This is a genomic window from Petroclostridium sp. X23, from assembly GCF_030013905.1.
Classification (GTDB): Bacteria; Bacillota; Clostridia; order SK-Y3; family SK-Y3; genus X23.
This window is the reverse complement of the sequence record NZ_CP124862.1, coordinates 2,657,757-2,682,809: the sequence shown is the minus strand read 5'-3', so window position 1 is coordinate 2,682,809 and position 25,053 is coordinate 2,657,757. Positions and strand designations below refer to the sequence as shown.

Sequence of the window (25,053 nt, the reverse complement as noted above, 5' to 3'; positions counted from 1 at the left end):
AATGATGCGTTGACAGCTGCTTCAGCGAATGAATATTATAAGCAAGTAAATGTAACTGTAGATGATAATAATAAACTGGTCATCCAAACAAGAGATGACGGCTCAGGTACAAGTATTACAGTTGCCGCTGCTACTTCTGCTGGAACAGAAGGGGACGCACTTGCAACCATGGGATATGGAGACGAATATCGTACAACCGGTGCAGGAGATGGTACGATACATGCAACTACAAATACAGTAGCGGCTGGTGCAAGTGATCAAATAGATATTACTATAGGTAGTAAGACAGCAACGATTACTTTGGATGCAGGTACCTATACTAGAGAAGACTATGTAACTCATATTCAAGGAAAGATAAATACTGCATTTGGTGCAGGTGCATTAACTGTAGGTCTCAATGGTAGTAACAATATGACATTTACCTTGGCAGAAGGATTGCGTGCAAATGCTTTGACTGTAGATACATCAACAAATGGTGCAGTTAATGTTGGTACAGTTACATCAGCTGCAGCAACCACTGTAGGGGCTGCAAGTGCTACATCAGGGGTAGACCATATCAATGCAAGGGCAGAAGGAACTGTGATCTCCACAGGTGTTAATGATGTCCTTAACTTAACAGTAGACGGAGGAACTGCCCAAAACATTACTTTAGAGGCTGGAACCTATAAGACTCGCCAAGACTTAGTAGATGAAATCAATACGAAAATAGATGGAAATGCAGCCCTAAAGGGGAAAGTAGAAGCCTCTTTAGATGATAATAATAAAATTGTCTTCACATCAGCTACAAAGGGCGCAGATTCTAGCGTAGCGGTTGCAGGAACAGCACAAACAGCAATTGGAAGAGCTGCTACAGCAGGAACGATAACCAGTACAGTAGACCTTGCTGGAGGAATAAGTGCCCATGCAACAGATAATACCCTGACCTTTACCTTAGGTACAAAAGCAACCTCTTTAGATTTAACAAGTGCAGCTGAAATCACAGCTTCTAAGGATGTTTCCAGTAATACTTTAGCTAAGGTTATTCAAGAGCATTTAGATACTGAATTTGGCAAGGATGCCGTTACAGTGAACATAGTAACGGATGGTGGAGCAGAGTATCTTCAATTTACACCGAATGCAGGGGCTTCCGCCTTTACAATCACTGGAAATGGAGCTGCTCAATATATTGGAAATGCCACTAATACAGCTACAGTAAGCACAGCACCAAATAATGTTGATAATGCTGGAACAGACCACATAGATGGTAGTTTAGGAAACTCTGCTCAGCTTATTACTTTAGCAGATACAGATGGAAACAGTTTAGGAATTGAAGCAGGAAATGTAATCACTTTCAGTGGAACACAAGATGGCAAGGCATTCTCAACATCTGTTACTGTTACAAATGATACAACAGTACAAGATTTATTTAATGAAATGAAGAAAGTTGATGAATTAAAAAATGCCAATATTACCTTAGATACAGATACAGGTAAACTGAATATCGAAGGTGAAGCAGGAGCTTCAAAAGATTTAAGTAACATGAAATTTAATGCTGTAAAATCAGCAACAGATAGCTCTGAAGTTGGTGCATTTAACAGAGTTTTCAATGATATGACTGTTACGCAACAGGCTCAAGATGCAAAAAGCGATGCATCTTTAGCAATGCATATCGGAGCAAATGAAGGTCAAACATTGGCAGTAGACTTAAATGAAATGAGCAGTAGTGCATTAAAAGTAAGAGATATTGATGTAACAACACAAAAAGGTGCAGAGTCTGCAATTACTGTAATCAATAATGCAATCGAATCTGTGTCAGCAGAAAGATCTAAGCTTGGTGCTCTTCAGAACAGATTAGAACATACAATCAAGAACTTAGATACATCCTCTGAAAACCTACAAGCATCTGAGTCAAGAATCAGAGATGTAGATATGGCGAAGGAAATGATGGAATTCACTAAGAACAACATTCTTCAACAAGCAGCGCAAGCAATGCTAGCCCAAGCGAACCAAGCGCCTCAAGGAGTACTTCAGTTATTAAGATAATTGAATACCTAGCAATAACAGTAGAGGGTCAGGGGAATATTTCCTCTGGCTCTTTTGCATACTTTATAGGTAAGGAAGAATAGTGTTGTATTCTTATGTTAGGTATAAAGTTGTTATTAAAGATTTTAAAATACAGAATATATAACGAAATTAAGAAAGTAGGTGATAATATGCCAAATCAAGAAGTCATAGCACAAATATTAGACCTTTTAGAAACTATGGAAGAGGGAATGGACTATGTAAAACAAAAACTAGAAGAACTTAATATAGAAGGAACTATAACTGTTCTTACAGATTTAACATCTGCCTTTATAGAAATAGAAAAAAGCATATCTTCAATGCTAGAAAAACTACCTGAGAATAAGATAATAGAGAAAGCTGGAAAACTAAGCACAGCTTTTGACATCATGGTAAAAGAATACGAAAGCACAAATCGACAAAAAGTTTATGAAATCATGCAGTTTACATTAGAACCAACTTTCAAGAACTGGAAAGACGAACTGGGAGAAATCATGAAACCTCTAATATTATCATAGGAGAAAGGAGGCAATACCATGGATATAGCAGCATTATCAATGGGACTAAGCCAAATGAAAGTAGCCCAGCAAGCAAGCATTTCAGTCATGAAGATGGTAATGGATGCAGGAAAAATACAAATGAATGATATGGTACAAATGGTACAGCACAATACTAAGATAATGGATCAATCTGTCACCCCTTACCTTGGAAAAAATATAGATGTTCGACTGTAGAGAAGAAAAAGAGATGATGACATGAAAGAACAAGAGCATGCGAAGAAAGAGCTACAAGAACAGTTGGAGCGAGTGAAACAACGATTGCAAATCCTTGATATGATCGAAGAGAAACTCCTTCAAATGAAAGGACTAGCTCAGTGGGTAGCAAATGAAAACGTGACTGATGAAGAAATGCAAAAGATCGACAAAAACGTGAAAGACCTAGAAGAGCAGGTGAGACTACTGGACAGTGAGAGTACTAAGTTGTCCTAGGGAAAAGTATTTCTATTTCAAAACCTGCCAAAGATCCTACGCATGTAGACAGTATTGCGTTGGGAAATTATCGGGGGTATACAAAATATATGGAAAAACTGAGAGGAAAATCAGAAGGATTTTTGATGGATTTTTGGGAATCTATATTTGGCTTTTTAAGGCAAGTATCCATGTTTAGTCTCGTATGTAGCATTATAAAAAACGCTTTTAAAAAAGAGATTACCCATACTTTTGTGGATGGATGGGTTTTAGGCAATCTGATAGGATCTATTGTTAGCTCCTATTTGGTGTTCAGAATAGGAAAATCGGTTCCTGAATTGATGTTCCTGGTTATATTTTACGGAAGTATTCGGGTTTTTGAAGTAATTATCTATCAAATCAATGTTCTGCTGTTTGATTCTTATCGATCTTGGAAAATTGGTAAAGAATATAAGATAAAATCTATTCGGAGGATGGTATTAGCTCTTCTTCATAACTATATAGAAGTTATATTTTGGTATAGTGCTGTGATTATTTCGATCATTGCCATTGCAAATCAGCCTATGTCTAGATCATGGCTAGAGTATGTAGTAAAGAATTTCCTGTGCATGGCTACCTTTCAATATAGTGAGCTTGTATCAGATTTTGGAGATACATTTAGTATCTTACATAGTATTGCAGTTCTTGAGGTGATTTCTGGAATTATTATGACGGTTATATCACTGGCTAGATTTGTTGGGGTTCTTCCAGAGGTAGATGAGCAGGAATAGTAAAGAATAGATTTCACGGACACTTAACATATATTAACTTATTGCAATTCAAAACAATAGTGTCTATAGCATATAATGACCAATGTGATATAATACAACCAAAGCTAGGAGTTACTACCTATAATAGTATTATTAAAATGAGAGAGTTAGCTCAAAAAGTAATTAATCAAGATCTATCTGTTGAAGAAACCAAAAAGATTAATGAGCAGTTGAAAGACCTTGAAGAGCAGGTGAGGCTTCTAAACGGTGAAAGTATCCTATTGTCTTAGAAAGATGCTTGTTTAGAATAAATGAAAGATCCTAAGAAGGATCTTTTCTTTAATTTTGATAATAAAATTCTGAAATATATTATTAGTATATAAATAATTTAATCTAAATTGACGATATAATACTTAGAAGGTTACAACAGATATGTTATAGCTTACTACAAAAAATTGATTCATTGACAGCGTGGATGTGTAAAAGGAGTGGAAAATTATGACGATTTCGCGGATTAACAGTATGAGGTTGACAGGACTGGCTACAGGACTGGATACTGATTCGATTATCAAAAATACCCTCAGTATTGAGAGAATGCGTATTGATGTCGTATCACAAAAAAAACAAGTTGCCGAGTGGAAACGTGATCAATACAGAGAGGTTACCAACCTATTAAGAGGGATTAAAAGCGAGTATATGGATGTTTTGAAACCATCAACCAATATGCTGTCTCAATCCAATTATAAAAAATATACGGCTTCTACTGTGGATAGCGCTACAGGACAAACCAGTACATTAGTTTCTGTCAGTGGCACGGTAAATGCGATGTCGGGCAGCCATAGTGTTAAAGTGCTGCAGAGGGCTTCAGCAGCGCAAGCACAAAGCACTGAAAATGTTACCCAGGAACTGATTAGTACGCGAGATATGAATTTATCATCAGCGAAGCTTAAAGGTAAAAGTATAACACTTACATTGGATGGTGTTACAAAAGAGATCACTTTTGATGCCGACTATTCAACGACAGATGACCTGATAACCGGAGGAGGCGATCCTGCAAAGAAGGGACTTCAAAAACTAATTAATGAAGCCTTTGGAGCAGATAAAATTGAGGTACTACAAGTGGGAACAGATGATAAGATTAAATTTTCTACCGTAAGTGGAGCTACAAAACTATCAATATATAGCGGTAGTTCCGAGACAAAAGATGCGACAAGCATATTGAGAATTACGCCAGGTACCAGTAACCGTATTAATATCTATGATTCCTTAGAGAACATTGTACCAAAAATGAAAACTGCATGGAAATTTGATGAAAATGATAAGCTCAAATTTACCATTAATAATAAAACCTTTGAGTTTGATAGAACAACGTCTCTAAGCAACATGATGAGCACCATTAATGGCGATGAAACTGCCAATGTGACCATGAGATATGATGAAACCACCGATCATTTTGTAATAGCCTCTAAAGAGACCGGTGCCGCAGGGGCAATTATAATTAATGAAGAAGATCCGGGATATAATTTTGTAAGTGCTATCTCAGTAAACAATGTCATACCAAACAGCGGTGATGTAGACGGGGTGACCTATGGTAAGGATGCGAAGGCACTGATTGATGAGCAGGAGATTACCCGAAGCACAAATTCTTTAAGCGTAAATGATCTTACCTATACATTGCTGCGAGATCCGAAAGATACAGAAGTAGATACAATTCAAAATGTTACTGTAGATTTGGATGTAGACGGTATTTATGAAAATATTCAGAAGTTCGTAGAAAAGTATAATGAGATGATAACGACCATTAATAACAGGCTATCGGAAAAATATGATCGCAATTATGTCCCTCTTACAGATGAGCAGAAAGAGGCCATGAGCGAAAAAGAAATAGAGAATTGGGAGGAACAGGCAAAGACGGGTCTATTAAGAAATGATGCTATTTTAGAAAAAATCGTAATGGATATGAGAAGGGCGCTTTTTGATCCTATTGAAGGTGTAAATATAAATCTGACCAGTATTGGCATCACTACCGGGGTTTATACAGAGAAGGGTAAGCTGAATATCGATGAAACCAAGCTTAAAAATGCAATACAGAATGATTCGGATGCTGTAATGAATTTATTCAGCCAGAAGTCATCAAGTGAACCTGCTTATTATAGGACGTTATCACAGGAACAGAGGGAAATTCGATACGATGAAGAGGGATTGTTCCAACGGTTATACGATATTATTGAAGATAATATATCCACTTTTAGCGATAGTGGCGGGCGTAAAGGGGTACTCCTTGAGAAAGCCGGAATTCAGGCAGATCGTTCTTATACTAATAATATGATCTATAATGAAATATTAGGTTATGAAAAACGCATGGATTTAATGTGGGATAATTACTATAGCAAGGAAGACAGTCTATATAAAAAGTATGCGAATCTGGAAACAGCAATGAACCAGTTGAATAACCAAACAAATTCACTATTGGCTCAGTTGGGGATGGGTAGTTAATATGGAGGATAGGAATACTCTACTGCTGGAGAAAAAAGAACTCTCCGAGAAGATATATAAAAATACACTCGCTCAGAGTGAAAGCATTGCTGATGAAAATATTGAGAATCTATTGATCTTAGTTGAAAGTCGTCAGAAGCTTTTAGATAGGATTGCTGGAATAGATCAAGGTATGGAACAGTATCAGAGAAATGCAGGAAAATTACAGACACTTGAATTGGACATCATAAATTTTTTTAAACAAATATATGAATTGGATAAAGAAAATGCTGAAAATCTAGCCAAGATAAAAGAAGAGACTTTTAACCGTATTCAGCAAGTAAAGCATTCAAAAGAAGCAATGTCTAATGGGTATATGAAACAAAACATATCTGCTTACGGATATTTTTTAGATAAGAAAAAATAATTTAGCGTATTGGGGGAAAATTTATGGGAATTGAAATCAGTAGCATTAATCAGCCAAACTATACGGCATATCCTTCTAAAAGTACAGAGAGTGCTATTGACACTAAAGTCAACATGAGTGAGTATACAGAAAAAATACAGAGTTTACCTTCTTCGAAAGAGTTGTTGGAGAAGAAAGATACGAGTTATAATTTTCTTTCTATTTCAGAAAAAGCAATTATTGACGCCATTGAAAAAGCAAATAAAGCGGTACAAGGGATTAATACATCCTTTGAATTCTCTATTCATGAAAAGACACGAGAAATTATGATTAAGGTGCTTAATAAGGAAACGAAAGAAGTGATTAGAGAGATTCCGCCGGAAAAGACTTTGGACATGGTTGCGAAGCTGTGGGAGATGGCAGGTATTATTGTCGATCGAAGAGGATAACTTGATAACACAGGGATATATAAAGTAAAAAGTTGAATGAGGTGTATACAATGGCATTGAATAATCCCTATGCAGCATACCAAAGATATGCTACAGTAAAAAAAACGCAGACCAATCAACAAGCTGTTAACAATCAGGAAACATATAGAACTACAACAACGCAGCCTGTGAATTCTATACAAACTACAAACACCGCTAACGGAGCGAACCAATATTTAGAGAATGCGGTACTATCAGCATCTCCTGAAGAGCTAACCCTAATGCTGTATGACGGTGCGTTAAAATTCATGAATCAAGCGATTATCCATATACAGATGAAAAACATTGAGAAGTCCCATATGACAATCGTAAGAGCTCAAGATATTTTTACAGAGTTAATGAGTACTTTAAACATGGACTATGAGATGTCCCAAAATTTATATAGCCTATATGAATTCATAAATAATAGCTTGATGCAAGCAAATATTAAGAAAGATACTGATTTATTAAGAGAAATGATAACTTTTACCCGAGAACTGCGTGAAACATGGGCGCAGGCCATGAAAATTGCAAAAAAAGGTTAAGGGATTTATAATGGATATAAAACTTCTATCTCAGCATTTGTTAGATATTGCAAAAGAAAAATATCATCTTGTACAGGAGATACATGAACTAACATCAAAGCAGGCGGAAATGATTTCTGACAAGCATCTGACAGATTTTTTTTCTTTAGCTGCTGAGAAGCAAGAGATTATTGATAAAATCAATGCTTTGGATGAAAAATTTGAAAAGCAGTATGACTTATTAAAGAAATCAACTGACGGACATATATTTGTTGAAGTGTTTTCAAAAGAAAAGTCGTTAAGAGAGCTCCAAAGTGTTGTGATCCAAGTGGCCAAGGAGATGGAAACCATAAAAGATTTAGAACTTAGGAATAAAGATGTGTACAAAAAAGTACTATTGGATATGATGGTTTCTATTAATCATTCCATGGCAAACAGGAGTGAGCAAGTGTTACGGTACAAAAGAATGAATGACTATAAGAAAAGCAAATCCTAGCAGGAATCTGCCGGGATTTTATTTTATCTACATTTTTTTCACATCGATAAGCTATCCCAAAGTATAACAGTAAGCTTTAATACATATATTATGACTTGTTTTTTGCATATTGGACAAGTAAATATCTATTAATAATTATTAAACTCTGGAAAAGATACAAAATAATGAGATAGAATGTTGAATTATGTGTAAGAACATAGTAATATGTTTATATGTAATAATATAACATAAATAGCATTTATATAATAGTGTAGTATAAGTAATCAATGGTGGCGACATTTAAGTAAATTTATCCGTGAACATAACTGGAAATGTTTAAGTGATAGAAAGGTATATTTGAGGTGATAGTATGAAAAGAAAGATGGTTTCCGTATCGAAATGTAAAGATGGAGATATACTGGCAGAAGATGTATTAAATAAAATGGGTACATTAGTCATGCCCGCTAAAACAGTGATAAGTGATTCGATAAAAGATAGATTGAGCAGTTTTAAGATTATGGATGTTATGATATTAATACCCGAAGATAGGGAGGAAGATGAAAACAGCAGCGCGATTCAGCAGCTAAAGACCAATTATGGGCAAAAGACACAGCAGATCAAAATGCTGCTGGAGGATCTCGCCAATGGTAAGGATATGGATAGTGAGAAGGTCAATGACATAACAGATTTTATGTATAGTAAGGTAACCAGCAGTTATGATGTGGTTCAATTAATGAGTCGAATAAAATCTATCGGTGATATGACTTATACACATAGCATGAATGTTTCTATGTATTCGATGCTCATAGGAAAATGGCTTGGATATTCTGAGAAAGAGACAAAAGAACTAATGGTAGCAGGTGTTCTTCATGATATTGGAAAGACAAAAATACCCTTAGAGATTTTAAGGAAAAATGAGCCTCTAACATCTGAGGAAGCTGCAATATTCAAGAAGCATGCTGCTTACGGGTATGAAATCTCAAAAACCATTCCCAACATAAGTGGGGATGTCCGACAAGCGATCCTCATGCATCATGAAAGGGAAGATGGCAGCGGGTATCCTTTAGGTGTAAAAGGAGATAAAATCAATGCATTTGCTAAAATTATATCACTAGCGGATGCATATGACTCATTGATGTGTCAGAGAAAAGGTAAAAGATTCAATACACCGTTTGAAGCGATTGAAGAGTTTAATAAACAAGGCTTAATATATTTTGATCCGAAAATCTTAATGACTTTTCTAGCGCGTATATCGAACTACTACATAGGAACAAAAGTAAAAATGAGTACCGGTGTGATAGGTGAGATTGTATCCATACTGCCCCAGAGTATTTCCAAACCGATTGTAAAAATAGAGGATAGATTTGTTGATTTATCAAAAAATAAAAGAATAGAGATTACCGGAATCGTAGATGAAACCGCTTAATAAAATTTATAGGAAACTATAGTAATTGTAAATACAGTGTTTCAAGAGAATAAATTTTTTATATTTAAGAATTTATTCTTTTTTTGTGCAGTTTTATTTGGTATAATAACGTGCTATACTAAGTAGTGAACAGTTAATAAAATGTACAATGGACAAGGTACAATGGACAATATGGTAGGGTACTCGAATATGAACGTGTGTCTTAGCACATAGTGGAAGCCGAATATGGGGACGAACCTACTGCGTCTGCTTTTGATGAAGCTGTATTTTTGTTTAATATCTTATGCTTCGTGTGATTGGTTTAATAATTATTAATTATTAATTATTAATTGTTAATTGCTTTTATTGGGGGTTTTGATGTGTCGCAGTTCCGTAGAGATATAATAACCGGTGAGTGGATGATTATTTCTGAACAAAGAAAAGGACGTCCTTATCAATATGGAGAACATGAGGAGGAGAATGCTTGTCCTTTCTGTCCGGGAAATGAGCATATGACACCAAATGAGATAATGAGGAAAGAAGATGAGCATGGTTGGAAAATGCGGGTAGTACCCAATAAGTATCCTGCAGTTTGTGCTCAGGACGGATTGATGGATGAGGATACATTATTTTACGCTATGTGTGAAGCACCGGGCAGACATGAGGTAGTGGTGGAAACTGCGTCACATGAACAGATGCTGCACCATATGGAAGATGAAAAAATTTTTGATGTTTTTTTTGCATTCAAGGAGAGGTTTGTTGAATTATCTAGAATAGAAGATATAAAATATGTTCAGATTTTTAAGAACCATGGAAGAAACGGAGGAGCGTCTATTCGACACTCTCATTCTCAGATTGTAGCCATGCCGTTTATACCTCCAAGGATTCAGTTGGAGTTGGAAGGTGCCCATAGGTATTATCAAAGTGACGGCAAATGCGCATATTGTGAAATAATCAAAAAGGAGATAGGGTACCAGCAAAGACTGCTCTGTAAAAATGAGCATTTCATTGCGGTATTGGCGTTCGCTCCCAGGTTTGCATATGAAACATGGATAATTCCTTTGGATCACCAGGCTGTGTTTTCTGAGGCCGACGATACGTCGATAATATCATTAGTAAGTATCTATAAAAAGATAATGGAAATGTTTACAAGTATTCTGGGAGAATTTCCATATAACCTTGGAGTGCATACGGCTCCATATCATTTTACCGATCAATACTATCATTGGCATATTGAATTAATTCCACGTGTTACATACCATGCCGGATTTGAGTTAGCTACCGGAGCATGTATAAGTGTTATTTCGCCGGAAGAAGCGGCTCGAATCATTAAAAAGGAAGTATAACGGGTATTATTGTCGCATTTCCCGGGAAATATGTCGATTTTTAAAGCCCGATTAACATAATTTCAATTATTTGCTATGTAAAAATAGACCGGGAAATGTAAATACTATGATTGCAGGCAGATAATATATCATTATCCGCTGCAACGTGTGTTTATGAATTATAAAAACATCAACAACAGATAATTGAGGTGATAAATGATGGCTGGTTCAAGAAAGTCAAAATTATTAGTTCCGGAAGCTTATGATGCAATGACTAAGTTTAAGATGGAATGCGCTGAAGAAATTGGACATCTGGATTGGGTAAAAGAAAACAATGATCATTATAAAGGAGATGTTCCGGCGAAAGTCAATGGACAGCAGGGCGGCCCTATTGGCGGCATGATGGTTAAGAAAATGATCCATGCATATGAAGAACAGATGAAATAATGAATACAAAAAAATCGGCCGTTATTGGCCGATTTTTTAAATGTAATTTATTCAAAAACAACATTGGCATTTATGGGTGTAATTTGTATCCAGGTTTGGCCGTCATTCAGCTGTATCTCATGACCTTGTTCATCAGTATACAATGTTTTTGAAGAGCGTTTATCCTTTTTCCAATTGATTTTAACCGTTTTTCCGTTGGTAATGTAGTAGCCTGTTCCGGTACCTACAGTATCTAGCTGCTGCCGGCCGATATTAGGTTCTCCGTCACCGAGATAATAATTTTTTACATACTGTATAATGATGTTTTTAGTAGAAACAGCGTTGTCAGAAGTTGATAGCGCATGGGGCGTGCCGCGCATCCATCTTTTGTACAGCTTTGCGGTTTCATCATATTCATATGCGGTAGTGTGATACCGGGAATAGGGTATTTCAATTTTTCTAGCGCTCGCTCCATCAGCAAGCGTTAATTCTGACGATGCATATTGAAAATTTTGTACTTCCGATGTGTCCCTGTATTTTTTTTGCTTCATCATTTCTTTTATTTTTTCAATGCTGGTATATACGTCATGATAGTCCCACTTTCGTTTCGGTTCGCGCCAAAAAATCCAGTCATCTCCACCCAAAACCCCATTGATATTATTAATCTTAAGAGCGGGAATATCTTTTCTGGCCTTTGGACTCCAGCCGTAATGGACATATACTGCATCATTTTCCATGGCATAATCCAGAAAATAGTGACGGGAACTCCTAACCGGGCCGATTTTTTTTGTATCGGTGCCTTTAAATAGCGCCATAAATCTTGTGGAACCGCCTTCTACAATCGTTTCATAGATAACATATGCTTCTTCAAGGCCCGCGTGAGGCCATGCGTCAGAATTGTCATTGTCAATCATGACAGCAATAGGACGTTCATTGGTAGTATTCATAAATTTTTTTGAAGGTTTTATAGGATCGGTAGGCGGAGATGAAGGTGCAGGGTCGGGTTTACTATCTGATATAGCAGTTTCAGACTTTGGAGCAGGCTGCTGCTGCGTAGGCGGTTCATTGGTCTTAGTGCCGGTACATCCTGAGAGCATAGCAAATAACAAAAATGCTGTAGTGATATGTAGTAATTTTTTCATTTAATAACCCCCGATAATTAATATGAATGCATGAAACATAAAGATTATTTTGTTTCTACTATTATACCATGACATTGATATGACAAAAAAGAACAAAAAATGGAAGTCAAATAAATGACCTCCATTAAAAAAGTAGAGGGGATATAGTCAATATTAATAGAAAAACTTCACGAATTTGATAGAGTATAAGTCACATAGTAATAGGTCATCTGTTTCAGCTTCCTGAATAATAACGTAGTTAATGCCGACACTTACCAATGTACCTTCTCTATCTACCAACATGTTTGTTCCAAGCAAAAATTCAATTTTTACTCTTCTGCCGATTTGAGTTCTCAGATATGCCGGTGTGTAGCCTATATCTGTTAATGTAGGGGGGCCTTCTTCAAAGCCCACATCCGGAGGCATTATAGGCTGCACTGATGGAGTCTGGCCATAAGGTGACGGTTGAGGATAACCCATCTGGGGATAGCCTGTTTGCGGGTATTCAGGATATACCGGCGTTGTCGGATACATGGGAGTAGGCTGCATGTCGTAGGAAGGGTACCCCGGTGTCAATGGTCTATAGGTTTCGGGATATTCGGGATACATCATATCTTGTCTTTCGGGCATCTGATAATATTGCTCGGGTGCTTGTTGTATGAAATTATACATAAAATCTCCTCCTGTTCAAAATTTTCAATTAAAATGGTTTGCCAAGACAAATTTTAGACTTGTTTTTTATTTGAATCTTCGTCCGTATACTGTTTTATGTTTGCGCGTAAAGTGATGTTGGATTAAAGTAGCAATGCTCACGTACGCGGTGATGCCAGTAACCTGTGCCATTATAAGGAAACCTGGGTGGACATTCAGGTCTGAATGGATTCATATACCATAGACTTTCTCCTAATAGCGCATGAACATTTCCTGCTAAAGCCCAATCGGCTACTTGATAATGAATTTCCTCAGGTGTCATTGACCATATATTTTGAGTATTAGGTTGACCGCCAATAGAAGTTTTATAGCAAGTAAATTGGCACATCTGTGATAATACCTTGCGTAAGTCTCCTTGGCCTAACCGCAGGTATTCCCCATAAGCTACATGCACTCTATTCATTATTACTGTGGCAACAGCCTGCATTCCCTCGAGGCCTTCTCCTTCAGCTTCACATCGTATCATTCTTGCAAACATTTCTCTTGCAGACATTGGCATTTTGCTCACCTCCACGTTTGTCGGATTCGTATACCTGTAAGTATCACGGGAAGTCTGAAAAAATTTGTTTATATAATTTATGCAGTATGAAATTTTCAATTGGTTTACACTAATAATATATTCTTATGGTAACAATCTTGACACTAAATATAGATAATTATGTTAAATAATTCTTCTTTACTTTTTATTTTATTAGCGCTAAGATGGAAAATAGGAATTTAATTGGAGTGTTACTGAGCATGAATCAAATAAGAAATAATGCGATAAACAATGAGATACAGGAGAATCTATTAAAATGGTTTGATAAAAACAAGAGAGATTTGCCGTGGCGGAAAACAAAAGATCCATATAAAATATGGATTTCAGAAATTATGCTTCAACAAACTCGCGTAGATACTGTTATCCAATACTATCAGCGGTTTGTTAAAAGATTTCCTGCGGTCAAAGAGCTTGCTGAAGCGGACGAGCAGGATGTTTTAAAACATTGGCAGGGATTAGGGTACTATTCCCGCGTACGCAACCTTCATAAAGGGGCTAAAATGATATTGAAACAATATCACGGGATTTTTCCGGATACCATGGAAGAAATCAAAAAAATACCCGGGATAGGGCCATATACGGCAGGTGCGGTTCTAAGCATTGCTTTTAATCAACCGTATCCGGCGGTGGATGGAAATGTTCTGCGTGTATTCAGCAGAATCATGGATATCCATGAAGATATTGCCCAAGCATCAACTGTGAAGCTGATTCAGGAAAAAGTAAAAGAGCTTATTCCGCAAGGCCGGGCGTCAGATTTCACTGAGGCGTTAATGGAATTAGGGGCACTCCTATGTATCCCTGCAAATCCGTTATGTTTAGCATGCCCGCTTTATGAGCAGTGCGAAGCAAGGGCAAGGGGAGTGCAGAATGATCTTCCTGTAAAAACAAAAAAACAGAAACCCAAAAAGATGCATATGGTTTTTTGTGTGGTTAAAAAAGGTGAAGAGATTTTAATGATCAAAAATCCTGCTAACGGTTTATTAGGAGGATTATGGTCGTTTCCCGGCAAAGAAGCTGGAGAGAAACAAGATGAAGAAGCAGTAAATCAGATACTGGAGGAACTAAAATTGAACGCCATAGACATTAAGAAGATAGGGACGGCAAGGCATATTTTTACTCATATGGATTGGGATATGCACATATATCAGTGCGCCGTTAAGAATAAAGAGAAAATAGATGAAGAACATTTATGGATCACAAAGGAAGAGTTCGGCGATTACCCTATACCTAAAGTATACCAAAAAGTATGTAAGCTGATTTTAAATTCTAACAATATGGATAACTAAATGTAGAAATCCAATTTTCCAATTTATATATCATGGGAGTTTTTGTAGGGGTGGACGACTCTGTCCACCCGCCTATCATGCAATAGTGTATCGGGAGGACAGGGTCGTCCGTCCCTACAGCTATACATTTAAATTCGTGCTATTGGGATTTAGAGATAGGATAATTTTAACTTTAAATTTGGTTATCTATATATTTGACAACTCTATAGGTTTTTATTTATACTTGATATAACAGTAAGAAATACTAACAGAAAAGAAGAGATGGGTTGAGAGGAGAAATGTACAATGTATCAATTACCTGATGAAAAAGGATATTTCGGTGAATTTGGGGGCCGGTTTGTACCGGAAAATCTGGAAGGGGTTTTGGAAGAAGTAAAGCAGGCTTTTGAAAAGTATAAGGATGACCCGGAGTTTATTAAAGAACTGGAGTATTACAATAAGTATTATGTGGGAAGACCCAGTCCGCTTTATTATGCCGAAAAGCTCAGCAATCGCCTTGGCGGAGCTAAAATATATTTTAAAAGAGAAGATTTGAATCATACCGGCTCGCATAAAATCAATAATACGATCGGGCAGGTTCTGCTGGCAAAACGATTGGGAAAAAAGAGAGTGATTGCGGAAACCGGCGCAGGGCAGCATGGTGTTGCGACAGCTACGGCTTGTGCGCTGTTTGATATAGAATGTATTATTTTCATGGGAGAAGAGGATACCAGAAGACAGGCATTAAATGTATTCAGAATGGAACTTCTGGGTGCGAAGGTCGTACCGGTTACTTCGGGAACAAGAACTTTAAAGGATGCGGTAGATGTTGCACTTGGTGACTTGATAGAAAACTATCAGACAACTTATTATATGTTGGGTTCTGCTGTGGGCCCTGATCCATATCCCGCGATGGTAAAACATTTCCAATCTGTCATCGGACGGGAAGCCAAAGAGCAGATTAAAGATTTTGAAGGAAAGCTGCCGGATTATATCGTAGCCTGCGTTGGTGGAGGCAGTAACGCGATTGGTTTATTCGCACCTTTTTATGAAGATAAAGATGTAAAGATTATCGGTGTAGAACCTGCCGGTAAAGGTTTGGAGACAGGAATGCATGCTGCCACATTAAGCCTGGGTTCACCTGGGGTCATTCATGGTTTCAAATGCTATGTGCTTCAGGATGAGAAAGGAGAGCCGCTGCCGGTACATTCTGTTTCAGCAGGGCTGGATTATCCGGGTGTGGGACCGGAGCACAGTTTCTACAAGGATAGCGGTAGAGCAGAATATGTTTCGGTAACTGACCAAGAAGCACTGGATGCGTTTTCTGAATTATCACGTATCGAAGGGATTATTCCCGCTCTGGAAAGCGCCCATGCGGTTGCCCATGCTATGCAAATGGCAAAGCAGCTTCCGAAAGATCAGATGATACTTGTCAACCTTTCCGGAAGAGGAGATAAAGATGTGAACCAGGTTGCAGAAATGATGGAAAAATAAACAATAAAGAACAAATAAAAATGATGCTGTCTTTGCAGCATCATTTTTATTTGTTCTTTATTGGCCCTGTTGAATTCCTTACCACCAACTGAGGCTGGTATTCTATCCTGTAAATGCTTGAGTGGCTTGTTTCCACCAGGCTGGGTTTTTGACCGGCGGAGTTCATCTTTTCCAGTAATATATCCATGGCTACTTTTCCGCGGTGATGTAGGCAGTGATCAATAGTCGTTAAGCTGGGGGTAGATATGGATGAAACAAAAATGTTGTCAAATCCGCATACCGAAACTTGCTGAGGGATTTTATACCCGCGGGAAATCAATGCCGCGATGATGCCGTATGCGGTCATATCATTTACCCCTATAACGGCTGAGAAATCTGCTCCTTCATCTATAAGTTCCAAGGCTAGATTATAACCTATTTCCGTTTCGTAGATACTATTTGGCCGTTCATATTCATTCTCAATCGTTGCGGACCTTACAATCAAGTTTTTATCTAATCCATGCTCGCTTAACTTATCTTTTATGCCTTCTAAACGCTGTTTACGTGTAAGCGTCATATTATCAAAAGGTGTCGAAATATAAGCGAATTTTTTATGTCCTAGTGAAAGCATATGCTCTGCAATAATCATTCCGGCTTTATAGCTGTTAAGGCCGATGGTATCGATGTTCAGTGTATCGTTTTTTTCGCCTACAATGACTACCGGTGTTGCAGTGGCTATCCCTTCAATAAGACTTGGAAAGGTTGGGGAGAAGGCATAGATAATGCCATCTACCAGCTCCTCAGTTAATAACTTGAGATATTCTTTCTCTGTTTCATGATTACGATGGGTATTGCACAGCAATACATTATATCCATTTTCAACCGCTTGCTGCTCAATGGACTGAACTAATAAAGGATAGTAGGGGTTCACCATTGTGGGGGTCAGCACTCCGATAAGTTTTTTATGTGCACGCTCATTGCTCTTTAGAGGAAATGGAACATGGTACTTTAAGTTTCTAGCAGCTGCATGTACTTTCCTGACGGTCTCTTCTGAAAAAGAAACGTTATCCTTATTATTCAATATGAGAGATACAGTAGATTGTGATACTCCGGCCAATTTGGCCACATCTTTAGAAGTTATTTTCTTCATATAATACGCTCCTCTAGTATACGAATGCTTAAAAATAAATATTATTAATAATTATTAATAAAAAAATAAAATATATAATACAAATTAGTGGATTCACTTCAATGAAATTAATAATTTAATATATATTATATATCAATTGCATAGCATTAGTCAAATAAATCCTGTTTTAAATAAGAGGTTAAAGCTATAGACTATCAGCACTGGACAAGGCATCGGCACAAGAAAAAAAATGCATGATATTCAAAACTGTAAATAAAATTATCAATAAAATTATAAATAACATTGACAAAAAAGATAGACGGTATTATAATTGTTAATAATTAATATAATTAATAAAATGAACAAATAATTATTTAGTTATAATTAATATTTATTAATAACAATCATTTCAAAGAGGCTGATTTTAGTTATACTCGTTATTCAAAAAAACTTATCAATAAATAATATTTTGATAAATGCTGAAGTTAAAAATCCGTGTAGCAAGAGGATGCTTAAGAGAAGGTTAAGGGTGTGTATTAGCATGCTGCGCTATCTATAAAGCAGAACAATATATAATGTGATGAATGATTGGGGGTAATAGGAATGAATGAATCACTGAGTAAGTATATGAAAGTGGGCTTGATTCATTTTATGGCTTATCCTGATGTTGTATCGGGAGAAGGGCCTGTTGAAGAAACACTGAAAAAGATTGCTGTAGATGATTATTTTGATGTAGTGGAGATTACGTGGATAAAAGATAGCAATGTAAGGAAAATAGCTAAAAAAATGATAGAAACAGCGCATTTGACAACTGCATATTCTGCAGGACCCAGATTAATGATTCAAGGATTAAATATTAATGATTTACATGAAGATGGAAGAAAAAGAGCTGTCGATACATTAAAAGATGGAATTGACGAGGCTTATGAAATGGGCTGTGTCGGATTCGGGTTTTTGAGCGGAAAATATCCTCAAGATCAGAAAGGCAAAGAAGAGGCGTATCAGGCACTGGTGAAATCCACTAAGGAGCTTTGCGGGTATGCAAAAGCAAAAGGGGATATGAAAGTTGTACTAGAAGTATTTGATTATGATATAGATAAAAAGTCTATTATAGGGCCTGTGGCACTTGCCAAAAGATTTGCCCAAGACATTAGGAGCGAATATAACAATTTTGGGTTAATGGTTGACTTGAGTCATATTCCTCTGCTGAGAGAAACAATAGAAGAATCCATTCTTCCTATTAAGGAATATATCGTTCATGCACATATGGGAAATTGCGTATTAAAAGACCCTGCGCTTCCCGGTTATGGGGATTTACACCCGAGATTTGGGTTCCCGGGGGGAGAAAACGATGTGAAAGAGTTGGCAGAGTATTTGAGGGTATTAAAGGAAATAGGTTTTCTTAATGAGCAAGAGAGGCCTATTGTGAGTTTTGAGGTAAAGCCGTTTGAAGATGAAGACCCGAATTTGGTGGTTGCCAATGCAAAAAGAGTATTAAATGCGGCGTGGGCAATGGTTTGATATGGAGCTGCACAAGTAAGTGGAATACATATGTTGATAAGGAGCTATTTACTCTTACGCCCTGGTGGGTTATAAGAGTGAAATATAAAGGGCATCTGTTGGAAGAAATAATGTGTTTAGTTGGAGGGAGGAGGAGAGCGTAACATTTTAAAGTGTAAAGGATGTCCCGAAAAGAGGAGCCAAGAAAATCATTTATTAATGAGGGGGAGTAATAATGATCAAAAAGACTGGTTTTAAAAAGATGTTGAGTTTTATCGTTGCAGCAATGCTAATGGTTACTTTTGCAGCGTGTGGTCAAAAAGCGCCGGATAAAGCAGAAGCACCTGCAGCGGATACGAAAAAGGAAGAAGCACCAAAAGCAGAAGCGCCAGAAGCACAAACTGAAGAAGCGTGGAAGCCGACCAGGCCTGTTACCATTGTATGTTTTGTTGGTGCCGGCGGTGGAACAGACCTTGCCAGCAGAACCATTGCCAAAGTATTTGAAAAAGAATTTGGCGTGCCGTTCCAGGTTGTAAATATGACCGGGGGTTCAGGCGGAGTTGGTGCTAATCACGTTTTGAACGCAAAGAGAGATGGGTATACAATCCTTGGTGCATCTGAGCCCCTGCATGGATTAACTGTTCTTGGCGCGTTGGATAAACCGACCGCAGATATCTGGGAAGCAATGATGATGATCGGAAGCGAAGGTGCGATTTCTGTGCCGGCGTCATCACCATATCAGACACTTGAGGAACTTGTCGAGGCTGCTAAAACAAAAGAATTAAAAGCAGCGGCAGCACAGGCTACCAGTACATGGGGCGCAAAGCTTCATCAAGTTGAAGCTGTAACAGGAGTCAAGTTCAATCAGCTGCCGTATGAAGGCAGTCATCCTTCACAAGTAGCAGCACTTTCAGGAGAAGTAGATGTTGTTGTAACATCCCTGGCAGAACAAGCTGAATATATAAAGGCTAAAAAGCTGCGTCCTTTAGCTGCCATCAGTACTGAAGATGAAGAAGTACCCGGATATGGAAAAGTGCCGGCCATTACCCATAGCTATCCTAAGTATGCAGAGTTGACACCTGCGATGCAGTGGCTTGGCATAGCCATCCCTAAGGATTTGCCTGAAAATATTAAGAAAGCATATCATGATGCCTTTGAAAAAGCGAAAGACAGTGAAGAAGTTAAAAAGGTTGCAAGTGATTTAGGGTATAAGATATACGGACTTCATGGAGAAGCGGTAGAAAAAACACATAAACAACTAGATTCCATATACTCTTGGACATTATATAATGCCGGTGCAGCAACAAAATCTCCTGAAGAATTTGATATTCCTAAACCTTAAGGATATACAATGTTGATAATTCTGGGTGTGGCAGTGTGCTGCCGCATTCAGAATTATGACTTTTTCATAAATTATTTTGAAAGGTCAGGTGATAATATGGATAAGGTGGAGATAACAGAAGACACTAAGAAACTTAGAAAAATAGATATAATAACAGGTATTATACTTTTTGTATTTGGCTTTTTATTTTTCTTAGCTGCCATACGTATGCCGGTAGAAGAACTAACCGGTTCTCCGGGTAAGTGGTTTGTAGCACCGGGTATTTTCCCTGCGTTTATAGGGTTGGGACTTATGTTTCAAGCAATTATTCTACTTTTTATAGGTATAAAAGAAGCAAAAGGAATAAACAAAGAAGATTTTGATAAAGCCATCGCATTTTTGAAAACAGAAACTTTTGCACGGTTTTTGATAGCATTAGGATTATTGACCATTTATATTTTTGTGTTATTGGGAAGAGTTAGATACGAAATTTCTACATTTATATATCTATTTATCAACATGTCAATCTTTAAAACCAATAGATATGCAATTTGGAAAATTATTATCATTTGCGGCATTTGTTCTGTTGTTGTTGGATATGGTTTTTCGAACTTCGCGAAAATACCTTTACCATAAGAGAAGGAGGGGGATTAGGCTATGGAGCAAATAATAGCTCTGTTTGTTGCGTTTTTTAAATTTTTAACAGTACAAAATATACTTTTACTATCGGTAAGTTCTATTGCGGGAATCATTATCGGTACGCTGCCGGGATTATCTGCTACGATGGGTATCGCGCTTCTTACGGGTTTGACATATGGGCTGCCGACTGAAGCGGCTCTGATCGTTTTGCTGGGCATTTATGTTGGAGCCATTTATGGTGGATCTATTTCTGCGGTTCTTATCGGTATACCTGGTACAGCTTCGGCGGCAGCTACGGTACTGGACGGGCAGCCGCTGGCTATGCGGGGTGAAGGTGGAACTGCATTGAGTTTGGCTACTATTGCATCTTTTATAGGTTCATTATTCGGTATGGTATGTCTTGCGGGATTTACGCCGCTGCTTCAAAAGCTGGCATTGAATTTTACTTCTGCAGAATATGCACTGCTTGCGATTTTTGGTGTTCTAATCTGCGGTTCTCTCACCGCTCAGGGTCTTCCTTTGAAAGGTTGGATAGGAGGGTTCATAGGTCTGGCTGCATCATGTATAGGTTTTGAAGGGATCTTTGGTTATCCGCGATATACTTTTGATGTTGTAGGTTTGATGGGGGGAGTCGCTTTCGTTCCGGCTATGATTGGGATGTTTGGGATTCCCAGTTTGCTATCTGAGTTGTCAAATAAAGGTGGTGCTGCAAAAGTAGCCGAGGTAAGCAAAGGAAAAGGGCCGGGCATCTTTAGAATGATTAAGGATTATTTTCCTACCATCTTAAGGTCGGGATTAATTGGGACCGGAGTAGGTGCAATACCTGGCGTAGGAGAAGATGTTGCGGCATGGTTGTCCTACGATACGGCCAGGAGAACCAGTAAAAAAAGTGAAGAATTCGGCAAAGGTTCCTATGAAGGTGTTATTGCGGCAGAGACGGCAAATAATGCTGCGATAGGTGGAGCATTAATTCCGCTTTTAAGCCTTGCTATCCCCGGAAGTGCTCCGACTGCCGTGTTGTTGGGAGCATTATGGCTGCACGGAATTAGACCGGGTCCCATGCTTACTTTTGAATTTCCGAACTTCATTGCAGAAATGAGCGCGCTGCTGCTGCTTGCTGCGCTTACGATGAGGATATATGGATGGATTGCTTGTCAATTTGCACCTAAAGTTGTAAAAGTGCCTACTTTCATTTTGATGCCCATCGTAGGCGTGCTTTCTATCATTGGCAGTTATGCATTGAATATCAATACCTTTGATCTGTATGTTATGTTTGTATTCGGAATTATCGGATTCTTATTCGAAAAAATGAATTATCCGGCAGCGCCTGTTGTTTTGGGGATTATTTTAGGGCCTCTTGCGGATACCAATATCCGCCGTACTCTTCAAGCATCGGGAGGAAGTTTGGCACCGTTCTTTACAAGACCTATCGCATTAATTGTTGTGTGTATGATCGTATATGCGATATTAAGTCAATTAAAAGTAACCGATAAGCTTTTTGCATGGATAAAAACTAAAGTACTGCATAAAGGAAAGACCGCTATCGAACAGTGATTATTTTTGGGTAGAGTAAAGATATTTGAATCATTAAACATATTTAGCAAGTATGGATGAATATGTTGATAATAATAAACGATCAAGGAGAGTGGACGCATGAAGTTGTGTTATCAGGTTGCAACACCGGATGTCGCAATATCCCCGGCAGTTACCGCGTTTCAGGGTGAACTTGAAGATAGCTTCGGACGACTAAGCGAACTTGGATATGATGGTGTTGAACTTATGACATTGAATCCTTCTGAGTTGGATTGGGAGTTGGTAAAAACCCTGGCGGACAAAAACAATTTGGATGTTGCGCTGGTATGTACCGGAGAAATTTTTGGACAGTTAAAGCTTTCATTTATGGACAAAGATGAAAGTGTACGCACTGAAGCTCGTAAAAGGGTGAAAGGCATTATAGATTTTGCAGCGGCTTTAGGAGCTTATATCAATATCGGCAGGGTGAGAGGGCAATTTTGTGACGCACTCCCCAAGGAGGGTTCTTATGCATATGCGATTGATGCATTTAAAGATATCAGTGACTATGCCGGGAAGAAGGATGTAAAGATTGCATTGGAAAATGTGACTTTGATGCAGACGAATTTTATTAATACCATTGAAGAAGCGGTAAAGGTAGTAAATGATGTAGATAATGAATATTTTAAAATCATGATGGACGTATTTCATATGCATATAGAGGAAAAAGATATGTTTAAAGAAATCGAAAAATATGCTGATTATAATATTCATGTGCATTTAGCGGATAATAATAGAAGGTATCCGGGGCACTGCGGATTGGATTTTGAAAAAATCATTAGCGCGTTTAAGGATGTAGGTTTTGATGGCGCCTTCTGTACAGAGATATTTCAAATACCGGATCAAGATGCTGCGGCACAGGGTGCCATCAAGCATTTAAGACCGATTTTAAATAAAATTTATGAATAACCATAAAATTGTAAGGGGGGAGAAAGATGTACAAAGTATCTTTAGTTCACACAGTACCCAGTGTTTATGCCACTTTTGCAGGTAAAATAAAAGAAGTAATAAACGATGTTAAAATCGTCAATACGGTGGATGAATATCTTGCTAGTGATCCCGCAGAAAAGGGTGTATTCACCATAGATAATATGAATAGGCTTCTATCCATTATAAAATGTGCTGAGATGATAGAACCGAATGCCATTGTAGTAACTTGTTCTACGTTGTCGCCTGCGGTTGAAAAAATAAGACCTTTTATTAAAGTACCTTTGATTACCATCGACGAAGCGATGATAATTAAAGCCGTGGAATTAGGAACAAGGATCACAATTCTTGCAACTGCCGATAGTACTATCGGTCCAACCAAAACAAAGCTTCTAAGTGAAGCGAAAAAATTAAATAAAGAAATTGAGATATCCGTAGAGGTTTGTCCGGAGGCGTATATCGCCATTAAAGCAGGAGATCAGCAGTTTCATGACGAAGATGTCAAAAGAAGGGCTTCGGAAATCAAAGGACAGGATGTTATCATATTGGCCCAGGCGTCTATGGCTCATTTGGAAGAAGAAATAGCAGAAATTTGCGCTTGTACGGCAGTATCCAGTCCGAAGTATTGTATTGAACAGTTGAAAAATACATTATGTAGATAATTTGGGACGTTGTTATATAAAAAACTAAAAGTGAGTGACTATAATGAATGATATCGAGCAAATAAAAAATCCTGTAAGAAAAGCATTGCTTCAAAGACGAGTTACATTGGGTACATGGATACAAATAGGTAGTTCGGTGGTGGCTGAAATATTCTCGAATGCTGGATTTAATTGGGTTGCGGCTGATTGTGAGCATTCTGATATTGATATTGAAGTATTTTCAAATCTTGTGAGAGGGATGTATGGTAGAGGAAGTGTACCAATGGCCAGAGTAAGGGAAAACAATACCCTTGCTATCCGGCAGGTGCTTGATGCAGGTGCGCAAGGAGTGATTGTTCCGTTGGTGAACACTGCCGAAGAAGCCCGAAAAGCTGTATTGGCGTCTAAATTTCCGCCTATTGGTGTGCGAGGGTTCTCGTTTTTTAGAGCGAATAATTGGGGTGTGGACTTTGATGAGTATGCCGAAAGCGCAAACAGGGATATAGCCGTTGTGGTGATGATTGAATCAAAACAAGCAGTGGAAAATATAGATGAGATTCTTGCGGTAGAAGGCATTGATGGGGTGTTAATCGGACCTTATGATATGAGTGGATCATATGGAATTACCGGACAAACTTCACATCCGCTAATGATAGAAGCATGTAATAAAGTGGTACATGTTTGTAAAAAACACCGAAAATCTGCGGGGATTCATATTGTAAAGCCAACGGATTGTTCTATAAAAAAAGCATTAGATGATGGATTCACATTTATTGCATTAGGTATTGATACGGTCTTTTTGGATCAGTCAGCAAGAGGGACTTTGAATATTGTCAGGAAGGTAATGGAAGATTGATGTGAAGTGATAAAAAATATATTATGTAGAGAGTTCAAGTCTAAAGGAGCGTCAATAATTTTAACAGATTATTGATGCTCCTTTGTTTTATTAGAAGAAT

General features: G+C 37.8%; 26 protein-coding genes and 1 pseudogene. 23 read left to right on the top strand and 4 right to left on the bottom strand.

What is annotated here, in order from left to right; all coding sequences use genetic code 11:
• Positions 1-1,635: 1,635 nt before the first annotated feature.
• From QKW49_RS12790 to QKW49_RS12725, 14 genes and pseudogenes are all read left to right on the top strand, one after another.
• Positions 1,636-2,022: pseudogene (locus tag QKW49_RS12790) on the top strand (flagellin); the annotation flags it as partial.
• Positions 2,023-2,192: 170 nt separating this feature from the next.
• A complete protein-coding gene (locus QKW49_RS12785; RefSeq protein WP_282867949.1) occupies positions 2,193-2,558 on the top strand; it encodes a hypothetical protein in 366 nt (121 codons plus the stop codon).
• Positions 2,559-2,576: 18 nt separating this feature from the next.
• Positions 2,577-2,774: a YjfB family protein gene (locus QKW49_RS12780; protein WP_282867948.1), complete on the top strand. Its 198-nt coding sequence runs from the start codon at positions 2,577-2,579 to the stop codon at positions 2,772-2,774.
• Between the two features lie 21 nt (positions 2,775-2,795).
• The gene (locus tag QKW49_RS12775) at positions 2,796-3,029 is read left to right on the top strand and encodes a hypothetical protein (protein WP_282867947.1); all 234 of its coding nucleotides are present in this window, start codon (positions 2,796-2,798) and stop codon (positions 3,027-3,029) included.
• Positions 3,030-3,118: 89 nt separating this feature from the next.
• A complete protein-coding gene (locus tag QKW49_RS12770; RefSeq protein WP_282867945.1) occupies positions 3,119-3,778 on the top strand; it encodes a hypothetical protein in 660 nt (219 codons plus the stop codon).
• Between the two features lie 137 nt (positions 3,779-3,915).
• The gene (locus QKW49_RS12765) at positions 3,916-4,047 is read left to right on the top strand and encodes a hypothetical protein (protein ID WP_282867944.1); all 132 of its coding nucleotides are present in this window, start codon (positions 3,916-3,918) and stop codon (positions 4,045-4,047) included.
• A 208-nt stretch (positions 4,048-4,255) separates the two neighbouring features.
• Positions 4,256-6,253, top strand: a complete 1,998-nt coding sequence (gene fliD, locus QKW49_RS12760; RefSeq protein ID WP_282867943.1) for a flagellar filament capping protein FliD — start codon at positions 4,256-4,258, stop codon at positions 6,251-6,253.
• 1 nt (position 6,254) lies between these two features.
• Complete coding sequence (locus QKW49_RS12755) at positions 6,255-6,659, top strand: hypothetical protein (protein WP_282867942.1); 405 nt, start codon at positions 6,255-6,257, stop codon at positions 6,657-6,659.
• Positions 6,660-6,682: 23 nt separating this feature from the next.
• Complete coding sequence (locus QKW49_RS12750) at positions 6,683-7,087, top strand: flagellar protein FlaG (protein ID WP_282867941.1); 405 nt, start codon at positions 6,683-6,685, stop codon at positions 7,085-7,087.
• A gap of 50 nt (positions 7,088-7,137) precedes the next feature.
• The gene (gene fliS, locus QKW49_RS12745) at positions 7,138-7,650 is read left to right on the top strand and encodes a flagellar export chaperone FliS (RefSeq protein WP_349239114.1); all 513 of its coding nucleotides are present in this window, start codon (positions 7,138-7,140) and stop codon (positions 7,648-7,650) included.
• Positions 7,651-7,660: 10 nt separating this feature from the next.
• The gene (gene flgN, locus QKW49_RS12740; RefSeq protein WP_282867940.1) at positions 7,661-8,125 is read left to right on the top strand and encodes a flagellar export chaperone FlgN; all 465 of its coding nucleotides are present in this window, start codon (positions 7,661-7,663) and stop codon (positions 8,123-8,125) included.
• Between the two features lie 349 nt (positions 8,126-8,474).
• Positions 8,475-9,530 carry an HD-GYP domain-containing protein gene (locus QKW49_RS12735; RefSeq protein WP_282867939.1) on the top strand — a complete coding sequence of 352 codons (1,056 nt, stop codon included), beginning with the start codon at positions 8,475-8,477 and terminating at the stop codon, positions 9,528-9,530.
• Between the two features lie 359 nt (positions 9,531-9,889).
• Positions 9,890-10,855 (top strand): galactose-1-phosphate uridylyltransferase, encoded by a 966-nt coding sequence (gene galT / locus QKW49_RS12730; protein WP_282867938.1) that lies wholly within the window; start codon positions 9,890-9,892, stop codon positions 10,853-10,855.
• Between the two features lie 195 nt (positions 10,856-11,050).
• Positions 11,051-11,281 carry an alpha/beta-type small acid-soluble spore protein gene (locus QKW49_RS12725; protein WP_282867937.1) on the top strand — a complete coding sequence of 77 codons (231 nt, stop codon included), beginning with the start codon at positions 11,051-11,053 and terminating at the stop codon, positions 11,279-11,281.
• Between the two features lie 47 nt (positions 11,282-11,328).
• On the opposite strand, the gene QKW49_RS12720 is transcribed toward QKW49_RS12725, so the two are convergent.
• The 3 genes from QKW49_RS12720 to QKW49_RS12710 all read right to left on the bottom strand — a co-directional run bounded on the left by QKW49_RS12720 (position 11,329) and on the right by QKW49_RS12710 (position 13,591).
• Entirely contained in the window at positions 11,329-12,402 is a 1,074-nt protein-coding gene (locus QKW49_RS12720) for a DUF3048 domain-containing protein (protein ID WP_282867936.1), read from the bottom strand.
• A 153-nt stretch (positions 12,403-12,555) separates the two neighbouring features.
• Positions 12,556-13,053 (bottom strand): hypothetical protein, encoded by a 498-nt coding sequence (locus QKW49_RS12715; RefSeq protein WP_282867935.1) that lies wholly within the window; start codon positions 13,051-13,053, stop codon positions 12,556-12,558.
• 94 nt (positions 13,054-13,147) lie between these two features.
• Positions 13,148-13,591 carry a cell wall hydrolase gene (locus tag QKW49_RS12710; protein WP_282867934.1) on the bottom strand — a complete coding sequence of 148 codons (444 nt, stop codon included), beginning with the start codon at positions 13,589-13,591 and terminating at the stop codon, positions 13,148-13,150.
• Positions 13,592-13,830: 239 nt separating this feature from the next.
• On the opposite strand from QKW49_RS12710, the gene mutY reads away from it, so the two are divergent.
• Positions 13,831-14,916 carry an A/G-specific adenine glycosylase gene (gene mutY, locus QKW49_RS12705; RefSeq protein WP_282867933.1) on the top strand — a complete coding sequence of 362 codons (1,086 nt, stop codon included), beginning with the start codon at positions 13,831-13,833 and terminating at the stop codon, positions 14,914-14,916.
• Positions 14,917-15,201: 285 nt separating this feature from the next.
• Complete coding sequence (gene trpB / locus QKW49_RS12700) at positions 15,202-16,389, top strand: tryptophan synthase subunit beta (RefSeq protein WP_282867932.1); 1,188 nt, start codon at positions 15,202-15,204, stop codon at positions 16,387-16,389.
• A gap of 46 nt (positions 16,390-16,435) precedes the next feature.
• Here the strand turns inward: trpB and QKW49_RS12695 are convergent, their stop codons facing one another.
• Complete coding sequence (locus QKW49_RS12695) at positions 16,436-17,518, bottom strand: LacI family DNA-binding transcriptional regulator (RefSeq protein ID WP_282867931.1); 1,083 nt, start codon at positions 17,516-17,518, stop codon at positions 16,436-16,438.
• A 582-nt stretch (positions 17,519-18,100) separates the two neighbouring features.
• On the opposite strand from QKW49_RS12695, the gene QKW49_RS12690 reads away from it, so the two are divergent.
• The 7 genes from QKW49_RS12690 (at position 18,101) to QKW49_RS12660 (ending at position 24,953) form a co-directional block, all read left to right on the top strand.
• The gene (locus QKW49_RS12690) at positions 18,101-19,018 is read left to right on the top strand and encodes a sugar phosphate isomerase/epimerase (protein ID WP_282867930.1); all 918 of its coding nucleotides are present in this window, start codon (positions 18,101-18,103) and stop codon (positions 19,016-19,018) included.
• A 214-nt stretch (positions 19,019-19,232) separates the two neighbouring features.
• Positions 19,233-20,339: a tripartite tricarboxylate transporter substrate binding protein gene (locus QKW49_RS12685; protein WP_282867929.1), complete on the top strand. Its 1,107-nt coding sequence runs from the start codon at positions 19,233-19,235 to the stop codon at positions 20,337-20,339.
• 9 nt (positions 20,340-20,348) lie between these two features.
• The gene (locus tag QKW49_RS12680) at positions 20,349-20,954 is read left to right on the top strand and encodes a tripartite tricarboxylate transporter TctB family protein (protein WP_282867927.1); all 606 of its coding nucleotides are present in this window, start codon (positions 20,349-20,351) and stop codon (positions 20,952-20,954) included.
• Positions 20,955-20,975: 21 nt separating this feature from the next.
• Positions 20,976-22,511 carry a tripartite tricarboxylate transporter permease gene (locus tag QKW49_RS12675; protein ID WP_282867926.1) on the top strand — a complete coding sequence of 512 codons (1,536 nt, stop codon included), beginning with the start codon at positions 20,976-20,978 and terminating at the stop codon, positions 22,509-22,511.
• A gap of 99 nt (positions 22,512-22,610) precedes the next feature.
• On the top strand, positions 22,611-23,438 hold the full coding sequence (locus tag QKW49_RS12670) for a sugar phosphate isomerase/epimerase family protein (protein ID WP_282867925.1): 828 nt from the start codon (positions 22,611-22,613) through the stop codon (positions 23,436-23,438).
• Positions 23,439-23,464: 26 nt separating this feature from the next.
• Positions 23,465-24,118 (top strand): aspartate/glutamate racemase family protein, encoded by a 654-nt coding sequence (locus tag QKW49_RS12665; protein ID WP_282867924.1) that lies wholly within the window; start codon positions 23,465-23,467, stop codon positions 24,116-24,118.
• 43 nt (positions 24,119-24,161) lie between these two features.
• Complete coding sequence (locus QKW49_RS12660) at positions 24,162-24,953, top strand: aldolase/citrate lyase family protein (RefSeq protein ID WP_282867918.1); 792 nt, start codon at positions 24,162-24,164, stop codon at positions 24,951-24,953.
• The last annotated feature ends 100 nt before the right edge of the window (positions 24,954-25,053 follow it).